The sequence below is a fragment of the Mycoplasma sp. CSL7491-lung genome (genome assembly GCF_018913965.1).
In the GTDB taxonomy this organism is placed as follows: Bacteria; Bacillota_I; Bacilli_A; order Mycoplasmatales; family Metamycoplasmataceae; genus Mycoplasmopsis.
In genome coordinates, this window is sequence record NZ_JAHMHG010000005.1 from 1 (window position 1) to 22,701 (window position 22,701).

Annotated in this window: 18 protein-coding genes and 1 CRISPR repeat array; of the genes, 15 read left to right on the forward strand and 3 right to left on the reverse strand. The window is 25.3% G+C overall.

The window, feature by feature from the left end; translation table 4 throughout:
• On the reverse strand, positions 1–210 hold a 210-nt coding region (locus KQ876_RS03420), incomplete at its 3' end, for a hypothetical protein (RefSeq protein ID WP_216490300.1).
• 293 nt (positions 211–503) lie between these two features.
• On the opposite strand from KQ876_RS03420, the gene KQ876_RS03425 reads away from it, so the two are divergent.
• The 6 genes from KQ876_RS03425 (at position 504) to KQ876_RS04495 (ending at position 5,215) form a co-directional block, all read left to right on the forward strand.
• Positions 504–893: an IS3 family transposase gene (locus KQ876_RS03425; RefSeq protein ID WP_216490302.1), complete on the forward strand. Its 390-nt coding sequence runs from the start codon at positions 504–506 to the stop codon at positions 891–893.
• A 12-nt stretch (positions 894–905) separates the two neighbouring features.
• The gene (locus KQ876_RS03430; RefSeq protein WP_216490304.1) at positions 906–1,301 is read left to right on the forward strand and encodes an IS3 family transposase; all 396 of its coding nucleotides are present in this window, start codon (positions 906–908) and stop codon (positions 1,299–1,301) included.
• A 1,096-nt stretch (positions 1,302–2,397) separates the two neighbouring features.
• Positions 2,398–2,550, forward strand: coding sequence for a hypothetical protein (locus KQ876_RS03435; protein ID WP_216490306.1), 153 nt, complete (start codon positions 2,398–2,400; stop codon positions 2,548–2,550).
• A gap of 36 nt (positions 2,551–2,586) precedes the next feature.
• Positions 2,587–3,084 (forward strand): DDE-type integrase/transposase/recombinase, encoded by a 498-nt coding sequence (locus tag KQ876_RS03440; protein ID WP_216490309.1) that lies wholly within the window; start codon positions 2,587–2,589, stop codon positions 3,082–3,084.
• Positions 3,074–3,247: a hypothetical protein gene (locus tag KQ876_RS03445; RefSeq protein WP_216490311.1), complete on the forward strand. Its 174-nt coding sequence runs from the start codon at positions 3,074–3,076 to the stop codon at positions 3,245–3,247. Before KQ876_RS03440 ends, KQ876_RS03445 begins: the two co-directional genes overlap by 11 nt.
• Positions 3,248–3,616: 369 nt before the next feature.
• Entirely contained in the window at positions 3,617–5,215 is a 1,599-nt protein-coding gene (locus KQ876_RS04495) for a DUF2130 domain-containing protein (protein WP_216490313.1), read from the forward strand.
• Between the two features lie 282 nt (positions 5,216–5,497).
• Here the strand turns inward: KQ876_RS04495 and KQ876_RS04120 are convergent, their stop codons facing one another.
• A complete protein-coding gene (locus KQ876_RS04120) occupies positions 5,498–5,938 on the reverse strand; it encodes an IS30 family transposase (RefSeq protein ID WP_308699366.1) in 441 nt (146 codons plus the stop codon).
• A 9-nt stretch (positions 5,939–5,947) separates the two neighbouring features.
• A complete protein-coding gene (locus tag KQ876_RS04125) occupies positions 5,948–6,529 on the reverse strand; it encodes a helix-turn-helix domain-containing protein (RefSeq protein WP_308699365.1) in 582 nt (193 codons plus the stop codon).
• 299 nt (positions 6,530–6,828) lie between these two features.
• Here KQ876_RS04125 and cas9 point away from each other — a divergent pair, with 299 nt between their 5' ends.
• From cas9 to KQ876_RS03500, 9 genes are all read left to right on the forward strand, one after another.
• Positions 6,829–10,401, forward strand: a complete 3,573-nt coding sequence (gene cas9, locus KQ876_RS03460; protein ID WP_216490315.1) for a type II CRISPR RNA-guided endonuclease Cas9 — start codon at positions 6,829–6,831, stop codon at positions 10,399–10,401.
• An 87-nt stretch (positions 10,402–10,488) separates the two neighbouring features.
• Positions 10,489–11,385, forward strand: a complete 897-nt coding sequence (gene cas1, locus KQ876_RS03465) for a type II CRISPR-associated endonuclease Cas1 (protein WP_216490317.1) — start codon at positions 10,489–10,491, stop codon at positions 11,383–11,385.
• 4 nt (positions 11,386–11,389) lie between these two features.
• Positions 11,390–11,695: a CRISPR-associated endonuclease Cas2 gene (gene cas2 / locus KQ876_RS03470; protein WP_253282260.1), complete on the forward strand. Its 306-nt coding sequence runs from the start codon at positions 11,390–11,392 to the stop codon at positions 11,693–11,695.
• Positions 11,695–12,456, forward strand: coding sequence for a hypothetical protein (locus KQ876_RS03475; protein ID WP_216490319.1), 762 nt, complete (start codon positions 11,695–11,697; stop codon positions 12,454–12,456). The genes cas2 and KQ876_RS03475 overlap by 1 nt, the downstream gene beginning before the upstream one ends.
• A gap of 31 nt (positions 12,457–12,487) precedes the next feature.
• Positions 12,488–15,562: a CRISPR direct-repeat array (repeat unit 36 nt; unit sequence ACTTTAGTGCTATACTATTTTTAAGCAATACAACAC).
• A gap of 112 nt (positions 15,563–15,674) precedes the next feature.
• Complete coding sequence (locus KQ876_RS03480; RefSeq protein ID WP_216490321.1) at positions 15,675–16,820, forward strand: hypothetical protein; 1,146 nt, start codon at positions 15,675–15,677, stop codon at positions 16,818–16,820.
• A gap of 111 nt (positions 16,821–16,931) precedes the next feature.
• Entirely contained in the window at positions 16,932–19,784 is a 2,853-nt protein-coding gene (uvrA, locus tag KQ876_RS03485) for an excinuclease ABC subunit UvrA (protein WP_216490323.1), read from the forward strand.
• A 45-nt stretch (positions 19,785–19,829) separates the two neighbouring features.
• Positions 19,830–20,765, forward strand: coding sequence for an HPr(Ser) kinase/phosphatase (gene hprK, locus KQ876_RS03490; protein ID WP_205852185.1), 936 nt, complete (start codon positions 19,830–19,832; stop codon positions 20,763–20,765).
• A complete protein-coding gene (gene lgt, locus KQ876_RS03495) occupies positions 20,758–21,747 on the forward strand; it encodes a prolipoprotein diacylglyceryl transferase (RefSeq protein ID WP_205852186.1) in 990 nt (329 codons plus the stop codon). The genes hprK and lgt overlap by 8 nt, the downstream gene beginning before the upstream one ends.
• A gap of 7 nt (positions 21,748–21,754) precedes the next feature.
• On the forward strand, positions 21,755–22,684 hold the full coding sequence (locus tag KQ876_RS03500; RefSeq protein ID WP_241007085.1) for an FAD-dependent oxidoreductase: 930 nt from the start codon (positions 21,755–21,757) through the stop codon (positions 22,682–22,684).
• The last annotated feature ends 17 nt before the right edge of the window (positions 22,685–22,701 follow it).

Here is a 22,701-nt window from a genome sequence, read left to right on the forward strand (position 1 = left end):
ACAAATATAACTTTTGTTTTGTTGAATAGCATCAATCAAACTTGATATTTTCATACTTTTTAAATTTTTGCTTTTTTCAACAATATTTTTATGAAATAAAGCATTCATTTTTTGAGCATCTAAATTTGTTGGTTTAGAATCATACTTTTTTAAAAAAATGAAAAAATTTGTAAAATATTTATTTTGATTTCAAATTTTGTATAAATTCATTTCAACTCCTTTAGATTTTCTGTATTTTTCCAAAACTCTTTTAAAAAAGAGAAAAATAAAAAATAGGCTTTAACCTATTTTGTTTTCAGACCCCCAAAAATTAATAAAGAAATTAAATCTAAAGATGAATTAATAAAAGAATTAAAAGAAAGAAATGAGTATTTAGAAGCTGAATTATTGTATACAAAAAAGCTTCAAGTCTTAATTCCAATGAAAGAGCAAGCAACAAAGAAAAAACACAAATAATTATTGAATTAAGGAGCGAAAAACCAAGTATTAGATTAAATGTGCGATTGTTTGTTTCAAATTTACCTAAGTCTTCATTTTATGAGTGAAAAGTTAAATTAAATGGTGAAAACCTAGAAGAAAAAGAGCTTTTAGCTAAAATTCAGACAATAATTAATGATTCAAATAATAATTATGGGTATAGAAGAGTCAATTTAGTATTTAGAAATAAAGGTATTAAAGTTAATCATAAAAGAGCATTAAGAATTATGCGTGAGTATAATATTTTATGTGCTAAATTTCATTGTCGTCGTAAATCATATAGTTCATACAAAGGTAATGTTGGTAAAATCGCGGATGACATAATAAATAGAGAATTCTGAGCAAATAAACCAAATGAAAAATGAACTAGTGATGTAACCGAATTTCATATACCTGGATGTGATAAAAAACTATAACTATCACCAATAATGGATTTATATAATTCCGAAATTGTTTCTTTTAGTTTAAGCACATCTCCTAATGTAAAATTTACAAACAAATCATTATTAAAAAGGGTTAAAAAATTACCGAATATTCATAATTTGATTATTCACACTGATCAAGGTTTTCAATATCAAAACCATTCTTGAATTAATATTCTAAAAGAAAATAAAATTACACAAAGTATGTCTAGAAAAGGTAATTGCCTTGATAATTCACCTATGGAAAATTTTTTCAGTATGTTAAAAAGAGAGATGTTTTATGGTATAAAATACAACACCATAGAAGAATTAGCATTAGGAATTACAAAATATATTAAATGATATAATAATGAAAGAATAAAAGAAAAACTAAAGGGAATGTCACCTGTTCAGTACAGTTAGCCACTTTAGTTTAGTAAAATTCTTTTTTGTCCGGATTTAGGGGTTCACTACATATATATTATTTTTTTAGCATTTTTTAGTGCTCAAATCGTTCGTTTTCTGATTTCGTATTTTTCAATATAAAAAATAACAACAAAAATTAAATCAAAATATTTTTACGGAATAATTTCAACTTTTACTAATATTTAAATTTTGTTTCTTCGAATAAAAGTTTTGATTTTTATAATCAATAAGTTTTTCACATTTTAAATTTTTCAAACTTTTTTCTAAACTATTAAAGTTAATTTCAAAATCATTAACTAAAATATTAATCATTTTTTTAATTAACACAAAAACCAATAAATCTAAATTTTTAACTTTTGAATCAACTGAAATAAATAATTTTACATCTTTTGATAAAAAACCAACTATTTTGTTCCAACTATATTTTTTGTATTCGAGTATTCAAAGTGTTCAACAATTAAATCTTTTATTCTGTTTAACCTAAAATTATTAAATATTTTTTGTTGTCTTCAATTATTCCATTTGCTCAAACACTCATAAAAACGCCTTTCAATTTTGAAATAAAAATACACTTGAGCTTGAGTGTATTTGCTACATATCTAATTTCAACAGGATCTAAAAACAAACAATATTTATCAGAATAAATAAAACCTTAAAAATATTGTAAGTTAGGCGAAAGAAATTTTATACCCTAATAAAAGGGTGTCATTTTTATTCCAAAACATTTTACATTTGAACAAAAACTTAAATATTGTAAAATTATTAAAAAAACTGATTTAAAAACTGCATTAATACAATTTTTAATATATAACGAAGAAAGATATAAATGTTATTAAGATTTAGATAAAAAACAAAAAGAGAAATAGAAGACTAGATCGTTATGGTTATATACTACCTAAAAAGTGATATAAACGTTATAATATCGGTATGAATGAGTTAAAAACTAAAAGTAGAAAAAAACTAAAAACCTAAAAAAGTTCAAATTACCGACCTAAATAAGGATGAACTTGAAGTATATCATGAGTCTATTGAGGAATTATTTAAAGGTAAAGGTATCAATAGTAATGAATTATGAAAAATAATAAAAGATAAAATGCAAAAGAAATCGAGTTCAAACTTTAATATTTCAAAACTCACAACTTTTGTAAATGTTTCAAGAACAACTTTTTATTATGAACAAAGATTAAGAATAATCAAAGAAAAATGAAAGGCAAACATCAAGTTAATAGATTGAATTTTAGAATAAGGTAAGTTAAGCGGAAACGTAGTTGGCAGGACTAAAATGTACTATCATTTTATAAACCTTTTTAACACTGATAAAAGGTTTAGAAAACATTTTAACGAATATAAGCATAACATTACAAAATATGAATTCAGACTATCATACGAAGCATCTAAATATAAATCACAAGCATATATAAAAGGTAAGCGAAAATGACCAAAAGAGCGCAAATATAGGGATATTTGCGCGTATAATGAAATTAAAAATATAGTCGATTTTAAATTTGGAACAGTATGAACAGCATATATCAAATATATAAAAATTAAAAATAAATACCATTACTTACACGTTATTAGAGATCACAAAACAAATATGATTTTAAATTGAAGTTTAAAAGATACTAGAACTGCTGATGATACTATAATGCTATTAAAAGTTGTGTTAAAAAATGATATTAAACCTAAATATTTTCATATAGATCACGGTGTAGAATATGCTAATCTTGATGTTAAAAATTACTTAGCAAAAAAGCAAAATAATTCAAACAATGTCAGTTAAAGGTAACTCGTTAGAAAATCGTGGTTCAGAATATTTATTTGCAAATTTAGAAAGAGAGAAAATAAGATTAAGCAACTTTAAAAAACTAAATTATTTAAGTATTTATAACGAGATAAATAAATATTTTGTTTATTACAGTTTCACACGATTACAAAAAATCTAGATTATAAAACTCCGTTTGAAGCATTTAAAGAAGAAGGTTTTAAATTTCTAAAAAATCATTTAATTCAATTAAGTTTTATAATTACTTATTTTAACAATTCGAATATAAATATTAATAACAAACTTTTTAGAAATAATTATATAAAAAATATAATTTATGTTGAACCATTTATAAACCAAAATAATTTTTAATTAAATAAATTAAGATTAAAAACTCATATCAATGAAAATCAATATGAGTTTTGTGTCAAATTTTAGTCACCCAACTTACCTTAAAAATATTGTTGTTTGTTTTTTATTTATTTTAAATGTATAAGAAGATCTAGATTAAGATATATAATATTTTATATAAAATATTTTGGAGGTATTTATGAAAAAAATAAAAATTAAAATAAGTGATATAGAAAAATTAGAATTCATAGTTGAAGAAGATGCTAAAAAGGGAGATTATTTTACATTAAGCGATTTATTAGATAACCAACAATCTATTATAGAAAGTGCAAAATCAGATTTAATTAAAAAGATAACTGATTCATCTAAGAATAATTGGGAAAAAGAATGAAAAGTACAATATGATAACCTTAAAAAGGTTGAGTTACTTGAAAAAATAAAAGAAAAAGAAGAAGAAGTAAGGGTAAAAACAAAAAAAGAACTTGAACAACAAAAACAAAATGAAATTAACACTTTAAAAGATAAATTTAAAGAAGAATTAGCTAAAGAAATTCAAATTATTAAAGCTAAAGAAAAAGAATTATTGGGTACTGAAATAAACAAGTTAAAAGAAGAAAATATTAAACTTAGTCAAGAGTTAAAAAACAATGAAGTTGTTAAAAAACAAGAAATTCAAACACTTTTAAGTAAACAAGAAGTGTTGATTTCTCAAAAAACAACAGAAATAAATAATACATATCAAAACAAAATATTGACATTAGAAACAAATAAAAATAAACTAGAAGAACAATTGAAAATTGTTAAAGAACAAGAAACGCATAAATACGAATCACAATTAAATGAAATTAAAGCAAAATTAACAGAACAGTTCCATAATAAAGAATTAAATATGGCATCTGAATATCAAAAAACCATTGAAAAACTTAAGTTTGATAACGAGAGTTTAAAACAAAAAGAAAATGAATATAAACAACAAATTAATTCATTAGAAATATCTGAAAAAAAACATTTAGATATCATAAATAAAAATGTTGGATTTTCAACTAAACAAGTTGGTGAAAATTTTGAAAATAGTATTTACAATCTTTTAGAAGATAGTTTTGGTTTTATGGGTAACGAGATTAAGTTTTCTAAAACAACCGAAAATATAGATAGAACAAAACCTGATTTTGAAATTAATCTTTTTAAAGATAAAGAAAATATTGGAAATATTATTATAGAAGCAAAATCAAAACAAACTGAAACTGGAAGTACAACAAACAAAAAGCATTTACCTAAATTGTTAAAAGACATGAAGAATTACAAAGGAACTTTTGGTGTTTTAGTAACAGAACTTGAACCGGAACATAACTTTTTATTTAAAGTTTACGAGGAATATCCGAACATTTTTGTAGTTAGATTTGAAGGTTTAAAACCTTTACTGCAATTATTAATTAATTTTATTAAAGAAAGATCTAATTTTGATAATACACAACTAGATATTGAAGAGCAACGTAATTTAATTGTTGCTTGAAACGAAAAACACTTTAAAGCTATCGTTAAAGCTATGGCTAGAATAAAAGATGATTTTGATGATATAAATAAATTTGTAGAAAATATCCAAAAAAACTTAGATGATTTAAAAGGATCGTTAGAAATTTCGATTAGTAAGCACATTGACAGCTTTTCCAAAGCAATTGTAGGATCTGCAAAAAGTAAATTATACAAAAACATTAAAAATATTGAACCAAGATTAACTAAAGAAAATTCTAAATATTTGGAATTAGATTCATATCTTAAATTAGAAAAAGAAGAATAATTATTAAAAAACTCTAAATACCTATTTTGTTTAGAGTTTCCTAAAATGAAATATCAAGTGCAACACTTTCGTGCTTGGTATTTTTATTATATCTTAATGATCCAAAAAATCTTAAATTTATTTAAAAAAATCAATATTTTTGCTTTGTCGTCAATATTAAAAGTTTTTTTGTTTCACTTTTTTTAAAAAGTGAAAACTTCGTTTCTTTGGTTACAAAGAAACCCACCCTTCGCTAGAAGGGTGTTTTAAAATTGTTTTGTTAAATTTTTTATTGCTTAAATCTTAAGTCAAATTTTCAAAAGTAAACATTTCAAGGGAAGTTTTTCATTTTAAAATTTTTCTTGGCATATTGTTTATTTTAAAAACAATTTCTTGTAAATAATCAAAATTTATAGAGTTAAAATCAAAGCCTTTTTTAAATTCTCTACGTATAAGTCCATTTCAATTTTCATTTGATCCGCGTTGGAATGATGCATAAGGTTCTGCTCTATAAATTTTGATATTTAATCACTTAGCTAAAATACCTATTTTTTCAAATTCAATTCCGTTATCAATTGTTATTGATTTAACATTAAGTTTATTTTTAATAATCATTTGCTTTAATTTTGCATTTATTTCATTCGGTGATTTAGAACTAACAAAATCTGCAAAACCAATTCTAGTTTTACGCTCAGTTAAAGTTATTATATTTTTATAACCTGTAGATCTTTTACCTAATATTAAGTCTGCTTCCTAATGTCCAAATACTAGTCTTAAATCGACTTCTTTAGGTCTAGCCCATATTGGTAATACGTATTCAGCGCTTTTAATGAGTCTGCTTATTACAGAAGATTGCCGCTTTCCGCCTTTTTTATAGTAAGATCTTAATCTATCTTTTCTGGTTATAATTCATTTATTAGTTTTGAGTCAATTAAAAATAGTTTTTATAGATGGTATTAAAATATTATTGTTTTTACTTTTTACATAATTATATGTAGCCTTAACACCGTGAAATTTTTTATCATATTTTTTCTTAAAATAATTGCTAAATTCTTCGAATTTAAAATTAACATCAAATCTAAAAAGATATTTATGTGATTTTCTTCTCAGCCTTTTTTCCTCGGCAATTAAAAAATTATAATTACCATAATAATCACAATTTTTTCTTATTTCTCTTGAAATCGAAGAAACATTTCTTCTTAAACTTCTAGCGATACTTCGTAAAGAAAAGTTATTTTGAATACTATTTTGTATAAAAAATCTTTCTTCTTTAGTAATTTGATTGTAATTTTTTGTTGTATAATTCATATGGTTCCTTGGTTCATGTGGAGCCATTTTTTTTATTAAAAAATTTCAAGTGCTCCACAACTATATTTTATATTAATTGTGTTGCACTTGAAATTACAATTTAGCAAACTCTAAATACCTATTTTGTTTAGAGTTTTTCTTTAATAAAAAAGTATTAAAAAACCCCTTTCGGGGCAAATTCGGCAGACTATTAAAGTCGCCTTGTTTTAGCACTTTACTATTCTTAAGCAATACAATAGATTTAGTACATAATTATTATAACACATTTTTTTAGATGTTGTAAAATATTTTATATATGAAATAGATTTATTTTGAAAGGTTTAATTATGAATAAAGAAAATAAAATAATTGATGTTACTTTAGGTTTTGATTTAGGTATTGGTTCTGTAGGGTGGTCTATAGTGGATAATTCAAATAATGAGGTGTTAGAATTAGGTTCAAGATTGTTTGATGAACCTAGTTTAGCCACTGATCGTAGAGGATATAGAAGCATTAGGAGAAGCATTAGGAGAAAAAGATACAAGAATGATAAATTTGATAAATTAATTTTTAAATACAAAGATATGTTTGGGTTAGAACTTGAAAATAGACACCAAGTTAATAATATTTATCAAGAAATGTCTTCTAAAAATCCAAATATAATTTTTGTTAAAAATAAAGCTTTAGATGAAGTTGTAGAAAGTAAAGAATTAGTATGAATATTACACGATTATTTACAAAATAGAGGTTTCTTTTATGAAGTTATTGAAGAAGAAAATAAAGAAAGTTCTGAAGGTAAAAAGATATCATATACGAATCAATTTGAATTTCCAACAAGAGAACAATTCAAATTCTTTAATAAATTCGGTTACTTTAAAGGTTTAGAGCAATATGTTGATGTTAAATTTTCACACTTAAAATGAAAGAGTGAAATTGAACACGTTTTAAATGATGTTCAATCTAAAAAATATGAAAATAAACAATTTAATGATTTTGTATTAGAATTTATAAACATTTATGATTCGATACGTGAATATGCTAAGGGACCTGGTAGCGAACACAGTTATAGCGAATATGGTATTTACGATTATAAAGAAGATGGAAAAACTTTATATCAAAAATATAATAATATTTGGGACAAAACTATCGGAAAATGTAGTATCTTCGTGAATGAAAATAGAGCGCCACAACAATCTCCGAGTGTTGAATTGTATAATTTATTATCTGATTTAAATAATGTTAGACACACTTTAGCTAATGAGTGAGTTTTATCAAAAAACGATAAAAGAGATATTATAAATAATTTAATTAAAGACAACTTGAATGAAGGTAAAGTTAAAAATGTTACTTATCAGACAATTTTAAAATATTTAAAATCTTGAAACCTTGATTTTAATTTAGAATTAAAAGCTGACGAATTTAAAAATGCAGATAAAAAAATAACTGCATTAGAATCTACAATTATTTTTATAAAAACATTTATTAAGAATGGTGCAAAATTAGATAACTTAAATGTAGATACTATATTCGAGTTTGCTAAAGGTTTAGATAATATTTTTGTTGTTATTTCCAACTATAAAGAAGTTGAAAAAAGAATCAAAAATATAAGAACTCAACAAAATATAGATTTTTTAAGTAAATATCTTGATACTCAAGAACAAGTAAATAATTTTATAGAAGATATAGCAAATAATCCTAAATTTAAAGTTTCAAAAACTCATTCTTTATCTTTTAAGGCAATTTATTTAGTTAACGAGGATCTATTAAATACATCTAAAAATTTATCTAATTTTAAGTTTGAAAAAGATTTTAATTTGTATAAAGAAATAAAAAAATATAACGAAAATTTAGAAAAAGAAGGTCTTTTATCAATTACTTCTAATTCTAAATATATGGATAGTTCATTTTTACGTGATGCAGTTATTAGTCCAGCCGTTAAAACATCTTTAGCTGAAACAATTAAGGTATTCAATCAAATTTTAAAAGAATATAAAAATAAATATAAAGTTACTAAAATAGGTCTTGAAATGCCTAAAGAAAATAATCTTAAGTCTGAAAGAGAAGGAATAGATAAACAAAACAAAAAGAACAAAAAACGTTTAGAAAAAATAATTTCTATATTAAAAGATAGTTACAGAATTAGTATATCTGAAGACGAAATAAATCTTAAAACAAAACAAAAATTACTTTTATATTTCCAACAAGACGGTTATGATGCGTATAATGTTAAAGATAAAATAGATGTTAAAAAACTTATATTTGATCCAGGTTATACAGAAATTGACCATATAATACCATATAGTATTAGTTATGATGATTCTATGACTAATAAAGTTGTCGTTCTTAAAAGTACAAATCAAGCTAAATCCAATAAATTGCCAAGTGAATATTTAGGGGTTCATACAACAGATTTTAAATTATTCAAATCTTTTTGAATAGAAAATAATGACAAAAAGAACGATTTCTTTGATACTAAAAATAAAGAATACGATCGCAAGAAAGAGAATTTATTACGCCTAGAAATCAATGATAAAGACAAAATTGAATTTGCTAATAGAAACTTAAATGATACTAGATATTCAAGTAAGGTTTTCTTAGAAAAACTTAATGAGTACGCTAAAAGTCATGATAAGCAATTTAATGTAGTTACATTTAGAGGAAAATATACAAGTATGTTAAGAAAAATGGGAGGTTTATCACCAAAAGATAGAGATCATTTTTCACATCACGCTATAGATGCTTCTTTATTGGCTATTTCAGCAAACAACTATAAACCTAATATGCAAAAGTTATTATTTACACCAGAAAAATATTTTATAGAAAAAGGTAAAGTGTATGATAGAGAAAGCGGAGAAAGCATCGGTTCATTAAATGAATTTACACTTAATTTAAATAATATTTCCGAGATAGTAAAAGAAAAAATGAGTGAAAAAGATGGTGATGAAAATTCTAAATTAACAAAAACAAAAGATTCTATAATACAAAAAGTTCGTTATTCAAGAAAAGTTAAGAAAGACTACAATATAGAATTATTTAATCAAACAACCTATGGCACAAAAGTTGATAAAAATGGAGACTTAAGAAAGATAGAGAAAAAATCAATTTTTGAGATTACAAAATATATTGGTAATAAAAAAGAAGATAATATTGTTATGAAACATACTAACCCTGAACAATTAGATAGAATAAAAAATATTTTAGCCAATTATAAAAGTTCTAAAAATCCATTTTTAGACTATACTTTAGACTTATTTAGAGAATACAAAGAAGAATTATGTATTGATCCCGAAAATTGAGAAAGAGAAGCTCGTAACTTTATAAATAACGATAGTAAAAAAGCGTTAATTATAAGAAATAAAAAAGGCTTTGACTATATCAAGAATATAAAAATGTTTTCTGATAAAGTTAATGTAGATAACGTAAGTTTTATTAAAAATCAAAATAATAAAAGTTTTAAAGAATCATTTAAATGAGTAGCCTTATTAATTTACAAGAATAAAAAAGATAACTATGTTTTAATACCGGTTAACGCAAAAATTTATAAATTTACTAATAATAAAAATGAGAACTTTTTTGATGAATCCGTATTTATTAAAGAAAACTTAATTAAAGAGAAAGAATTAAAAAATATTCCTTTAGACAATAAGATTGTAGATGTATATTACAAAGGAACGATGTTTATTAACGAAAACGAAATTGATGATAATAAAAAATTAGTTCACATAGTGGGTGCAGTTTCTTCAACCAATAAAATAGAATATAATTACTCTGCTATGATAGTTAAAAAAGAAGATATAAAAGAAAAGTCGGTAGATAATAAAGAAAAAACAAATATTACCAAGAAAAAAGAAAGAAATATTTTAGCAACGAATTCTTTTTTAAGTACGTTTAAGAAGATTAATAAATCTGTTTTAGGGTAATATTAGGGGACATAATAATAAATTATGTCTCTTTTTTATTTTATTTGTAGTAATCTTATTTTGTCGTAATTACGACAAAGGAGGAAAATGAAAAAAATAATTGATGTATCACAAAGTGAATATGTATCATTATTTTTAAACAATTTAATTGTTAAAAATAGTCAAGGTAAAATTACAATACCAACTAACGACATTGAGACTGTCATATTTGAGAATACTAGAGTAAATATTAGTATGCCATTGATAAACAAATTAATTGAACAAGGAGTTAATATTATTTTTTGTGACCACAAACATTTACCAATTGCTCAAATAATACCATTTAGTGGTTATTTTGATAATAAAGTTTTTAACTCGCAAATCAATTGGAATGATGAATATAAGGGTAATACGTGAAAACATATTATTGAGTTAAAAATATTAAATTCTAAAAATTTAATAAAATCTATTATTCCTGATTCAATTGAAGTGGTAAAAAAATTAATTGAATATCAAAAAGATATTAAACCATATGATTTATCTAATAGAGAAGGTCACGCGGCTAAGGTTTATTTTAATCTATTGTTTGGTAAAGATTTTAAAAGGGACAAAAATAACGCAAAAGACTTTGTTAATATTTGTCTCAACTATGGATACACTGTAATGATTGCGTATGTAAGTAGAGCATTAGTTTCAAAAGGATTTGATAATAGAATCGGTATTTTTCACAAAAGATTCGATAACAATATTCCGCTAGCTTGTGATATTGTAGAACCAATTAGATGTTATGTAGATAAAATAACATATGAAATAATTGAAATGCAAAAAGAAGATAACAACATAAATTTTAAAGACTTTAAAAAAAGATTTTTCGAAAATTTACAAGAACATATTTTTGTAAATTCTAAAAGAATTAAAGTGGTTGATTATATTAGTTTATTAATTAGAGGTTTATTAGAACATAAAGACATAAAGGAGTTAGAAATTGACTGAATTTCAAAATAGATATATGAAAATAATATTAATGTATGATGTTTCTATGGATGAAGATAATACAACCAATTATGCTAGGTTTAGAAACAATTTATTAAAAATGGGTTACATAATGATTCAATATTCAATATATGTTAAAACAATAGGTTTTAAGACTATATATGAATATGAAAAACAAAAACTAATGAAGATAATTCCGAAAAGATCGAATGTTAGAATATTATTGATTACAGAGACTCAATATTCTAATATTGATATTTTATCTGGTGAAAAGTCGGCTAACGAAATTTATAACGAAAAAGAAAGGTATATAGAACTATAATGTTAAAAATAAGAAATTTGAATACAATCGGAGAAATAGAATATCAAGGGATTTTTGTTATTGAAACAAAAAATAGTGATAGTTTAATTTCAGATTTTTATAAATATGAATGTGAAAATAACGAAGATGTTTTCTTAATAAATTCCAAAAGTTACTCAATACAAGATGTGATTATAATATCAAATCTGACAAAATTAACAGATTTATACAATTTGACATCAAAAAATATTTTGACTAAAATGATAACTAATGAAGACAATTTAAATATTGAATCAAATATTGATAAAACAAAATTTTTAAATTCTTTAGATCTAATTAACACTCTATTAGGAGAAAACTTATTAGATTTGAATTTCGATAAAATTAAAATTTTAAAATCGTTAATTTCATTAAATGATAGTATTTTTATTGATGAAAGAACTCTTTCAAAATGAATGGACAATTATGATTCTACTAATAAACCTTTTGTTATTTTAAAGGATTTAAGTTTTATTAAAATAAATAAACTAGAAAAATATATAAATAAATTCAATATATTAATAATTAATAATGATTTATTTGATTTAGTTGATGATTATCAAGAATTAGAAATATGTTCGTTAGAAAACGACAGAAATTTAACGCTAATAGATTCGTATTTACCTTTACATACTTGAATTGAAAATAAAATTAATAATTTTCAACTTAGTTATGACGAAAGTTTTGGCATCCTAAAAAATGATAATCTTTTAATAATTGAGTTGCTAAATAACATTAATTAGGACAATTTTTATATTTTTTATTAAATTTGACACTTTAGTGCTATACTATTTTTAAGCAATACAACACTTTCAACAACTTTTATTTGTTGCTCTTTAAACTTTAGTGCTATACTATTTTTAAGCAATACAACACAATGGCACATTAATTAAAGCACATGCTAGTACTTTAGTGCTATACTATTTTTAAGCAATACAACACTCAACACGATGCGTACGAACTAATCAATGTACTTTAGTGCTATACTATTTTTAAGCAATACAACACTACTTTGAACTTTTAGGCATGTTTATAATTACTTTAGTGCTATACTATTTTTAAGCAATACAACACGAATAATTCAATTTTTGGATTGTCCAATGTACTTTAGTGCTATACTATTTTTAAGCAATACAACACTGTTTCAGTTTATCATAAAAATATTATACAACTTTAGTGCTATACTATTTTTAAGCAATACAACACCTTTAACAAACACAGGTGCAACAGCACATAAACTTTAGTGCTATACTATTTTTAAGCAATACAACACCAAAAAACTTGTACGTGTTAGCGACCACTGACTTTAGTGCTATACTATTTTTAAGCAATACAACACATTGAAAAAGGTATGATTATCAACATACAAACTTTAGTGCTATACTATTTTTAAGCAATACAACACATAACGATAATTATTATAAAGTTGAACAAAACTTTAGTGCTATACTATTTTTAAGCAATACAACACAAATAATTCAATTTTTGGGTTGTCTAATGTACTTTAGTGCTATACTATTTTTAAGCAATACAACACAAGGTTTAATTGATTTATTAGTTGAGAATAACTTTAGTGCTATACTATTTTTAAGCAATACAACACATTTTTTTAATCCAAGCGGAAAAATTACTAACTTTAGTGCTATACTATTTTTAAGCAATACAACACGCTTACACTTTCAATTCCACCCGTATTTAAACTTTAGTGCTATACTATTTTTAAGCAATACAACACGAATATAAAAACAAATATAAAAATTCAGCAAACTTTAGTGCTATACTATTTTTAAGCAATACAACACTTCAATCGCTTCAGCTGTCCATTATCTCTCACTTTAGTGCTATACTATTTTTAAGCAATACAACACAAAACATATCTAATAACTACGGAATCTTTAACTTTAGTGCTATACTATTTTTAAGCAATACAACACCGTTTGTATCTACTACAATACTTAAACCGTACTTTAGTGCTATACTATTTTTAAGCAATACAACACGTCAACTTATCGATAAAGGCGATGTATTGGACTTTAGTGCTATACTATTTTTAAGCAATACAACACAGAAATTTATCAAAATGCAATTGTGGCCGGACTTTAGTGCTATACTATTTTTAAGCAATACAACACTCATTTTTAAATTTCTATAATTTGTTTCTCACTTTAGTGCTATACTATTTTTAAGCAATACAACACACATATGTTCATTATTATTCATTCTTTCTAACTTTAGTGCTATACTATTTTTAAGCAATACAACACCATATTTATGGGATAACTTGAAAAGTTATAACTTTAGTGCTATACTATTTTTAAGCAATACAACACTATTGAAAAAATAATTAAAGAAGGGAATTAACTTTAGTGCTATACTATTTTTAAGCAATACAACACAAAAGGTGAGCGAGTTATAACAGAAGCACAACTTTAGTGCTATACTATTTTTAAGCAATACAACACACGGCGACAAACTATTAGCAAATTCAACACACTTTAGTGCTATACTATTTTTAAGCAATACAACACGAATAATTCTATTTTTGGGTTGTCAAGTGTACTTTAGTGCTATACTATTTTTAAGCAATACAACACATATAAGTAATATATATCTAAATCAACCACACTTTAGTGCTATACTATTTTTAAGCAATACAACACACAATAAAAGTTCTAAAATAAGATTTGTATACTTTAGTGCTATACTATTTTTAAGCAATACAACACATTAAAAATGGGGAGTATAACTCCAATCTAACTTTAGTGCTATACTATTTTTAAGCAATACAACACTTCAATTACTATCATTGTTTGTTAGAACTTACTTTAGTGCTATACTATTTTTAAGCAATACAACACGGGGCTTCACTTTTGATTTAAATTAGCCCCACTTTAGTGCTATACTATTTTTAAGCAATACAACACTATTTTGAACTTTTAGGCATATTTATAATAACTTTAGTGCTATACTATTTTTAAGCAATACAACACATATAGTCAAGTATATAGCATAATCGACAGACTTTAGTGCTATACTATTTTTAAGCAATACAACACTAATTCTTTATATGTTGGCTCTTTGACTGTACTTTAGTGCTATACTATTTTTAAGCAATACAACACTTGCTTTGCTTCTTTAAAAAAGAAGCCTGCACTTTAGTGCTATACTATTTTTAAGCAATACAACACTGAAATTGTAAAGATTTTGAGCCGTGACAAACTTTAGTGCTATACTATTTTTAAGCAATACAACACGCGAAAAAATAGACCCGCAGGCTTTTGAGTACTTTAGTGCTATACTATTTTTAAGCAATACAACACTAATTAAAATAAATAACTTACATGAGATGTACTTTAGTGCTATACTATTTTTAAGCAATACAACACAATATCAAGTTAATAAATTGTTCGAAGGTCACTTTAGTGCTATACTATTTTTAAGCAATACAACACACGCATTGATTTGTCTTTTGTGCTTGCTAAACTTTAGTGCTATACTATTTTTAAGCAATACAACACACTTAAAGGTTGATTTAAGTCCTGAGTTAAACTTTAGTGCTATACTATTTTTAAGCAATACAACACTTGAAGCCGAAAAAATATTTGGATCTAAAACACTTTAGTGCTATACTATTTTTAAGCAATACAACACAATATTCATTATTGGTGTTAATTTTGGCTAACTTTAGTGCTATACTATTTTTAAGCAATACAACACGAAGATGCGAACTAAAGCAACCGTCCAACAACTTTAGTGCTATACTATTTTTAAGCAATACAACACTTTTAATATTGAAGTTAATGACCTTATTTAACTTTAGTGCTATACTATTTTTAAGCAATACAACAAAGTCGTTATCATAATCAAGACATTTGATTATGATAACTTTTTTATTTATGATTATTATATTTACATAATTGATATAATACTAGTAATAGTCAAATTTAAAGGATATTACAATATGAATAATAAAGAATTGTTGAGCGTTTGACCTGGATTATCAAACATTTTAAATGAAAAAAACGATAGCAAAATAGATAATATAAATGATTTAACTTTGAAAGAAATTCTAAATCACTTAAATGTAGATGTAACTATATCATCTAAGCTAGATAAAAAAATATTATGTATATATATTGATGATTATAGAGCGGTAACATTTTTGAAAAAACTCTATAACGATGGTTATTTATCAAACTTAGTTTATATATATGATTATAAAAGAAGATCATTTACTTTTTATTTTAAACAAACATTAGCAACTCTTAAAAATTACAAAGATAAAAGTGTTTATACTACAGTATCAGGAATAAAAGCAAAAGTCTTAACTAATAGAGTTACCATTATTAAATCTACTTACATATACAATAATTTTGATAAAAAATTACCAACAATAGATATTTTATTTGCAAAGATTTATGACAAAAAATGAGCAGCTTTTAATGGTGTTTTAAATTATTTTGATAAGTTTGATAAAGAAGTTAACAAGCAAAGAGCAGCTAACTTATGAGCTTATGTTACTAATTTAAAATGAGGCACTGTTAGGTTTTCTAAATTTAATAAAAATATTATTAATCAATTTCAAAATGATCATGAATTTAAAGACCAAGATTACGAGAGATTAGTGCAAGTTATCAATGATTTTATACTAGAGAAACCTTTAAACCATGAAGAAATTGATAATTTAATTTTTAAAAGTATTAAATCAAATGAATATTATAAAATGATTAAAATTAAAGTTAATGATTATAAAAAATTATTAACTTTTGATAAAAAAAGCATTGATTATGATAAAGCATCTTTATTTTTGTTTGAAAAATACAAAATTTACTCCAAAGACAATATTTATTATGTTTGATATAACAACGCCTATGTAGCGGATGGAAAACCATTTAAATTATCGAATTACGATAAAGAACATTTTTTAAAAGAACGAATAGAAAAAGGTATCATTTTAGAGTGTATTTCAATTGAATTTTTTATGGATTATAATGCTTGAATATTAGATGATAAATTAATGGAGCGTATGAGTTCATCGGCTATTAGCAAAATTATATCTAAAATCAAAATTTTAGCTGATAATGCTAATAAACTAAATAAAAACTAACAATATTAAATAAAAATTAATTTTGTTAGTTTTTTTAATAAAAGTAATGGTTTAATTTATAAATTATTATTTAAATAATTGTTAAAATATATATTAAAGAGGTAAAAAGATATGAAAAATGATTTTTTAGTTATAAAAGGTGCCAGAGAGAATAACCTTAAAAATGTTGATTTAACAATCCCTAAAAATAAATTAGTTGTATTTACAGGTCTTAGTGGTAGTGGTAAAAGTTCACTTGCTTTTAATACTATTTATGAAGAAGGTAGACGAAGATATGTCGATTCACTTAGTTCGTATTCAAGAATGTTTTTGGGCGGAACTAAAAAGCCAAATGTAGATAAAATTGATGGATTAAGCCCGTCAATTTCTATTGAGCAAAAAACGGTTCATAATAACCCACGTTCAACAGTTGGGACAGTAACAGAAATATATGATTATTTTAGACTTCTTTTTGCTACTATTGGTAAAGCTTATTGTCCAAGACATAATATTGAGATAACTTCACAAACAACAAAAAGTATTTTAAAATCCATTTATGAATATGGCGAAAACACACAATTAATTATTTATGCTCCATTAATTGATAACGAGAAAGGTACTCACCAAAATTTACTTGAAAAACTAAGAAAAGAAATGTACCTTAGGGTAAAAGTAGATGGAATTTTATATAAATTAGATGACGAGATTATTCTTGATAAAAATACAAAACATACCATTGATTTGGTTATCGATCGTGTAGTTGTAAAAGAAGATAACTATAATAGAATTTCGGAAGCTATTGATATTGCAACCGAAAAATCAGAAGGTTATGTAAAAGTTGAAAATCTTTCAACAAATAAAATTGAATTATTTTCAAAATTACACGCATGTATTTATAAGGATTTTTCAATTAAAAAAATTGAAACAAGATTATTTTCATTTAATGCTCCTTATGGAATGTGTGAGAATTGTAAAGGTTTAGGTGTTGAATTCAAACCTGATGTTGATATATTAATACCTGAAACTTGAAGAACTATCGAACATGGCGCAATTAAATATTTCGAAAATACAGTTAATACATCAAATTTGGAATGACAAAGATACGCACGGATGCTAGAACATTATAAAGTTCCTTTTGATTTACCTATTGACGAGATGAGTGAAGAGCAGTTTAGAAGAATACTTTACGGTAGTGAAGAAGATGAAATAGAGTTTGTTTTAGAATCAACTTCAGGAAATAAATATCGTAAAAAACAATCTGTTCCCGGAATTATGACTATGATAGAAAGAGCATATTACGAAACTTCTTCAGATAATCGTAGAGATTATCTGAAAAAATATATGGGTGTATTTACTTGTTTAAAATGTAAAGGAGCAAGATTAAACCAAGAAGCTTTAAGTGTTAGGGTAGATAATCAAAATATTTTTGATTATATTAAAAGCACTATTGGTGATTTATTAATAAAAGTAGAAGATGCGGTTTCGAAATTAGATGATTCAGAAACAAAAATTAGTTCACTTGTTGTAAAAGAAATTTTAGATCGTTTAAAATTTTTAAAAGACGTCGGTTTAGAATACTTAACACTTGATCGTAGTGCTGAAACACTTTCAGGTGGTGAAGCTCAAAGGATTAGATTAGCAACGCAAATTGGATCAAATTTAAGTGGAGTTTTATATGTTTTAGACGAACCTTCAATTGGTCTACATCAAAAGGACAACTTAAAACTAATAGATACTCTTAGAAAAATGGTTGATTTAGGTAACACCTTAATTGTTGTTGAACATGACGAAGATACCATGTTTGCCGCCGATCATATTGTTGATATCGGGCCACTTGCAGGAGCAGAAGGTGGACAAATTGTTGCTAACGGACAATTAGAAGATATTATTAATGAACAAAGTTCAATTACCGGAAAATATTTATCAGGTGAGTGAAAAATTGAGGTTCCTAAAACTAGAAGAAGCGGAAATGGTCAAAAAATTGAAATTCTAGGAGCAAAACAAAATAATTTAAAAAATATAAATGTAACAATACCGCTAGGTAAATTGGTCGGTGTAACGGGTGTTTCAGGTTCAGGAAAAAGTACCTTGGTTAACGATATTTTAGTATCAGGAATCCAACATATGATTTCTAAAGATTCATCTAAATTAAACAAAAAAATTAAATTTGATAGTATCAAAGGATTAGTCAATGTTGATAAAGTGGTTCCTATTTCACAAACACCAATAGGTAGAACTCCAAGAAGCAATCCGGCCACATATACAGGTGTTTTTGATGACATTAGAGATGTTTATGCAAATGTAGAAGAATCTAGAATAAGAGGATATTTAAAAGGTCGTTTCAGTTTTAATACACCTGGTGGTAGATGTGAAAAATGTTCAGGAGATGGATATCAAAAAATTGAAATGCACTTCTTACCTGATGTTTACATTGCGTGTGATCAATGTGATGGAAAACGCTATAATAAAGAGACTTTAGAAATAAAATATCACAATAAAAATATTAATGATATTTTAGATATGAGTGTAGATGATGCCTTCATATTCTTTGAAAGACATCCTAAAATAGTTGATAAATTAAAATATTTAAAGGACGTTGGTTTAGGATACATAAAACTAGGACAAATGTCAACAACAATGTCTGGTGGAGAAGCTCAAAGAGTTAAATTAGCTACATATTTACAAAAAAGACCAACAGGAAAAACTGTGTATGTTCTTGATGAACCAACAACAGGTTTGCATGTTCATGATGTTAAAAAATTAATTACTATCTTAAATAGAATTGTAGATAACGGAGATACTGTATTAGTTATTGAACATAATTTAGATGTAATTAAAAACTGTGATTATATCATTGATTTAGGTCCTGATGGTGGAGTTAACGGGGGTAGAATTGTTGCTAGCGGAACACCTGAGCAAGTCGCTCTAAATACTAATAGTTATACAGGTCAATTCCTTAATAAAATATTAAGTAAAAATAATTAAAATAAAGTATAATTAATATAAATTTAATATTATAAACGAGGTCTAATGAAAAATATAAAAAAGATTAATGTCGAAAAAATAATTAACTTTTTTAATTTGGAAATAATTAACAAAAATAAAGAAAGTATTGAATATAACGATATTTATCAACCAGCAATTAAGCGTGTAGGTCTAGATTTGGCCGAAAAAGTTAATAGCGATCGTATTAGCAATAACGTAATTGCTTGAGGTACTACTGAATCACTTTGATTTCAAGGCATTGGTAAATTTAGAGCTTGTGAAGCTTTGGAGCATATTTTTAAACAAAAACCACCATTGGTTATGCTTTCTAAAGGTGTTACAAAACCAGCTTTAGAGTGGATAGTTGAGGTTGCAGATACTTATAATGTTCCTGTAACTTTATCGCAAACTAGTTCTTCGTATATATCAACAAATGTTGGTTCATATTTAAACAACTTTTTTTCAGAAGAAAAACAAATTCATGGTTGTTTAGTTTTAATTGGTGGAACCGGGGTTTTGATAATTGGTTCAAGTGGTGTTGGTAAATCTGAAGCAGCTTTAGAATTAGTTCAGAAAGGTCACGTTCTAATTAGTGATGACTCTGTTTTAATTAAAGATACCGGAAATTTATTTATTGGTAGATCTCCTGAAATAACACGTAATTTTTTAGAAGTACGTGGTATTGGAATTATTGATATCAAATATACTTATGGAATTAGATCTGTAGCCCCTTCGTCAATTATAAATTTAGTAGTTGAATTGGTTAGAACTGACAAACAACAAGAATTCGATCGCTTAGGTGTTGATTTTCTTAAGTATTCAATATTTGGAAGAAACATTAAGAAGATACAAATACCAATCAAAGAAGGTGGCTCTACAGCTTCTTTAATTGAGGCGGCGGTGAGTTCGTATCTTTCTCGACATGATGGAGTTAATGTTTTAGATGAGATAGAAAAAAGGAGGTTAAAAAGCAATGACTAATATGGCATCATATATCCCTTCACAACCAGCTTTTGAAGGTAGACCTTGAAGTCCTTTAATTCAAATTGGGACTTTTGAAATCCAAACCTATTCATTAACAATGATGTTAGGTTATTTACTTTCAATACTTACTGTTATCTATTTTTGACGTAGAGAAAAATTAAAGATGGATGTTGTTTATACTTTAATTTTAATTACTATACCTATGGGAATTATAGGGTCACGTTTCGGTTATATTATAGAGCAATTAATTTATCAAGATGAACCTTTTAAAGGATCTGCGTGGTATAAGATTTGAGAAGGTGGATTAAGTATCCAAGGTGGTTTAGTAACGACAATTATAGTTGATTTAGCTTACGTTTATACAAAGAGAGATGTAGTTGATATTAGAAAAGCAGGTTCCTTAATAATACCTACAATTTTAATAGGACAATTTATTGGACGGTTTGGTAATTATGCTAACCATGAGGTTTATGGAAAAATAGATTGAACTGGTACAAGTTCTTTAATTTGAGGAAAAACATTTGCTGATAATATGTATATTAGCGATGCTGTAACTAATCAGCTAGGGATTGAGGCTGCATATAGATACCCTCTTTTCTTATACGAGGCAATAGCAAACTTAATTGGGTATTTAATTCTAGTATGAATATTTAACTATTTCTGAATTTTTAAACCAGGAGTAAATATTGGTATGTATTTAGTTTGGTACGGGTTAATTCGTATGGGAATGGAGCCTTTACGTGAAGAATCATATAAATTGTACGAATATGTTGCTTTAGGTTTTGTGCTCTTTGGTGCATTTTTGGTAATTTATTATCAATTCTTTGGAAGAGTTAAATATATTAGAGTTAAGAAATCAGAAATACAAAGTATTACAACATATCAATACGCCAACCCTGAAATTTATTTATCTTACGTAAATGTAACATCGTTTAAACACATCTTTAAGAAGATAATTTCAAAATTCAAAAATAAATAGGAGCATTATGCAAAACAAAATTTATGATTTAGTAATAATTGGCGGTGGTCCAGCAGGTCTTAATGCAGCAATTTATGCATCAAGAGCTAATTTAAGTGTTATTTTTATTGAAAAAGGTGCACCGGGCGGAAAATTATCTACAACAAGTAAAGTTGAAAATTGAATTGGTACAGAAAATATAGAAGGTTGACAATTAGCCTTAAACTTTTTTAACCATTCAAAAAAATACGGAGCTGTATATAAATACGGTAAAGTAGTCGAATTAAAACATAACGAAAAGTTTGATAATGAAGTTAGATTAGAAAACGGAGATGTTATATATGGAAAAACTGTTTTAATTTCAACAGGCATGAAAAATGTTGAACCTAATTTTATTGAAAACTTCCAAAGTTTTCTAAATAGAGGTGCTAGTTTTTGTGCTATTTGTGATGGCCCTTTATTTAAAGGGTTACCTTCATTGGTTTTAGGGAATGGAAATTCCGCTATCGAAGAAGCTAGTTATTTATCTACAATTGCTTCGAAAGTATATGTAGTAATTAAGGATGAAGAATTTAAAGCTGAACAGAGACTTGTTAACGATTTATTAGAAAAAGAAAATGTTATCATTTTTAAAAATTCAAGAATTCTATCACTTAAAGGTGATGGAACATTAGAAAATGCAATTATAGAACATAAAGATGGAACTACATCAACAATTCAAGTAGCTTCATTTTTCCCATATATTGGTATGGAGCCATCAACAGATTTTGTTAAAAATAAAGAAATTTTAGATGATAAAGGTTTTGTTGTTACAAACAAATTTATGGAAACTTCTTTGCCTGGGGTTTTCGCAGCAGGTGATATTAGAGCAAAAGAAATTCGTCAAATAGTAACTGCAGCATCTGATGGTGCAATAGCAGCAAGACGTGTTTCTGATTTATTATTATCAGAAAAATAATGAAGTCATACTTTTTA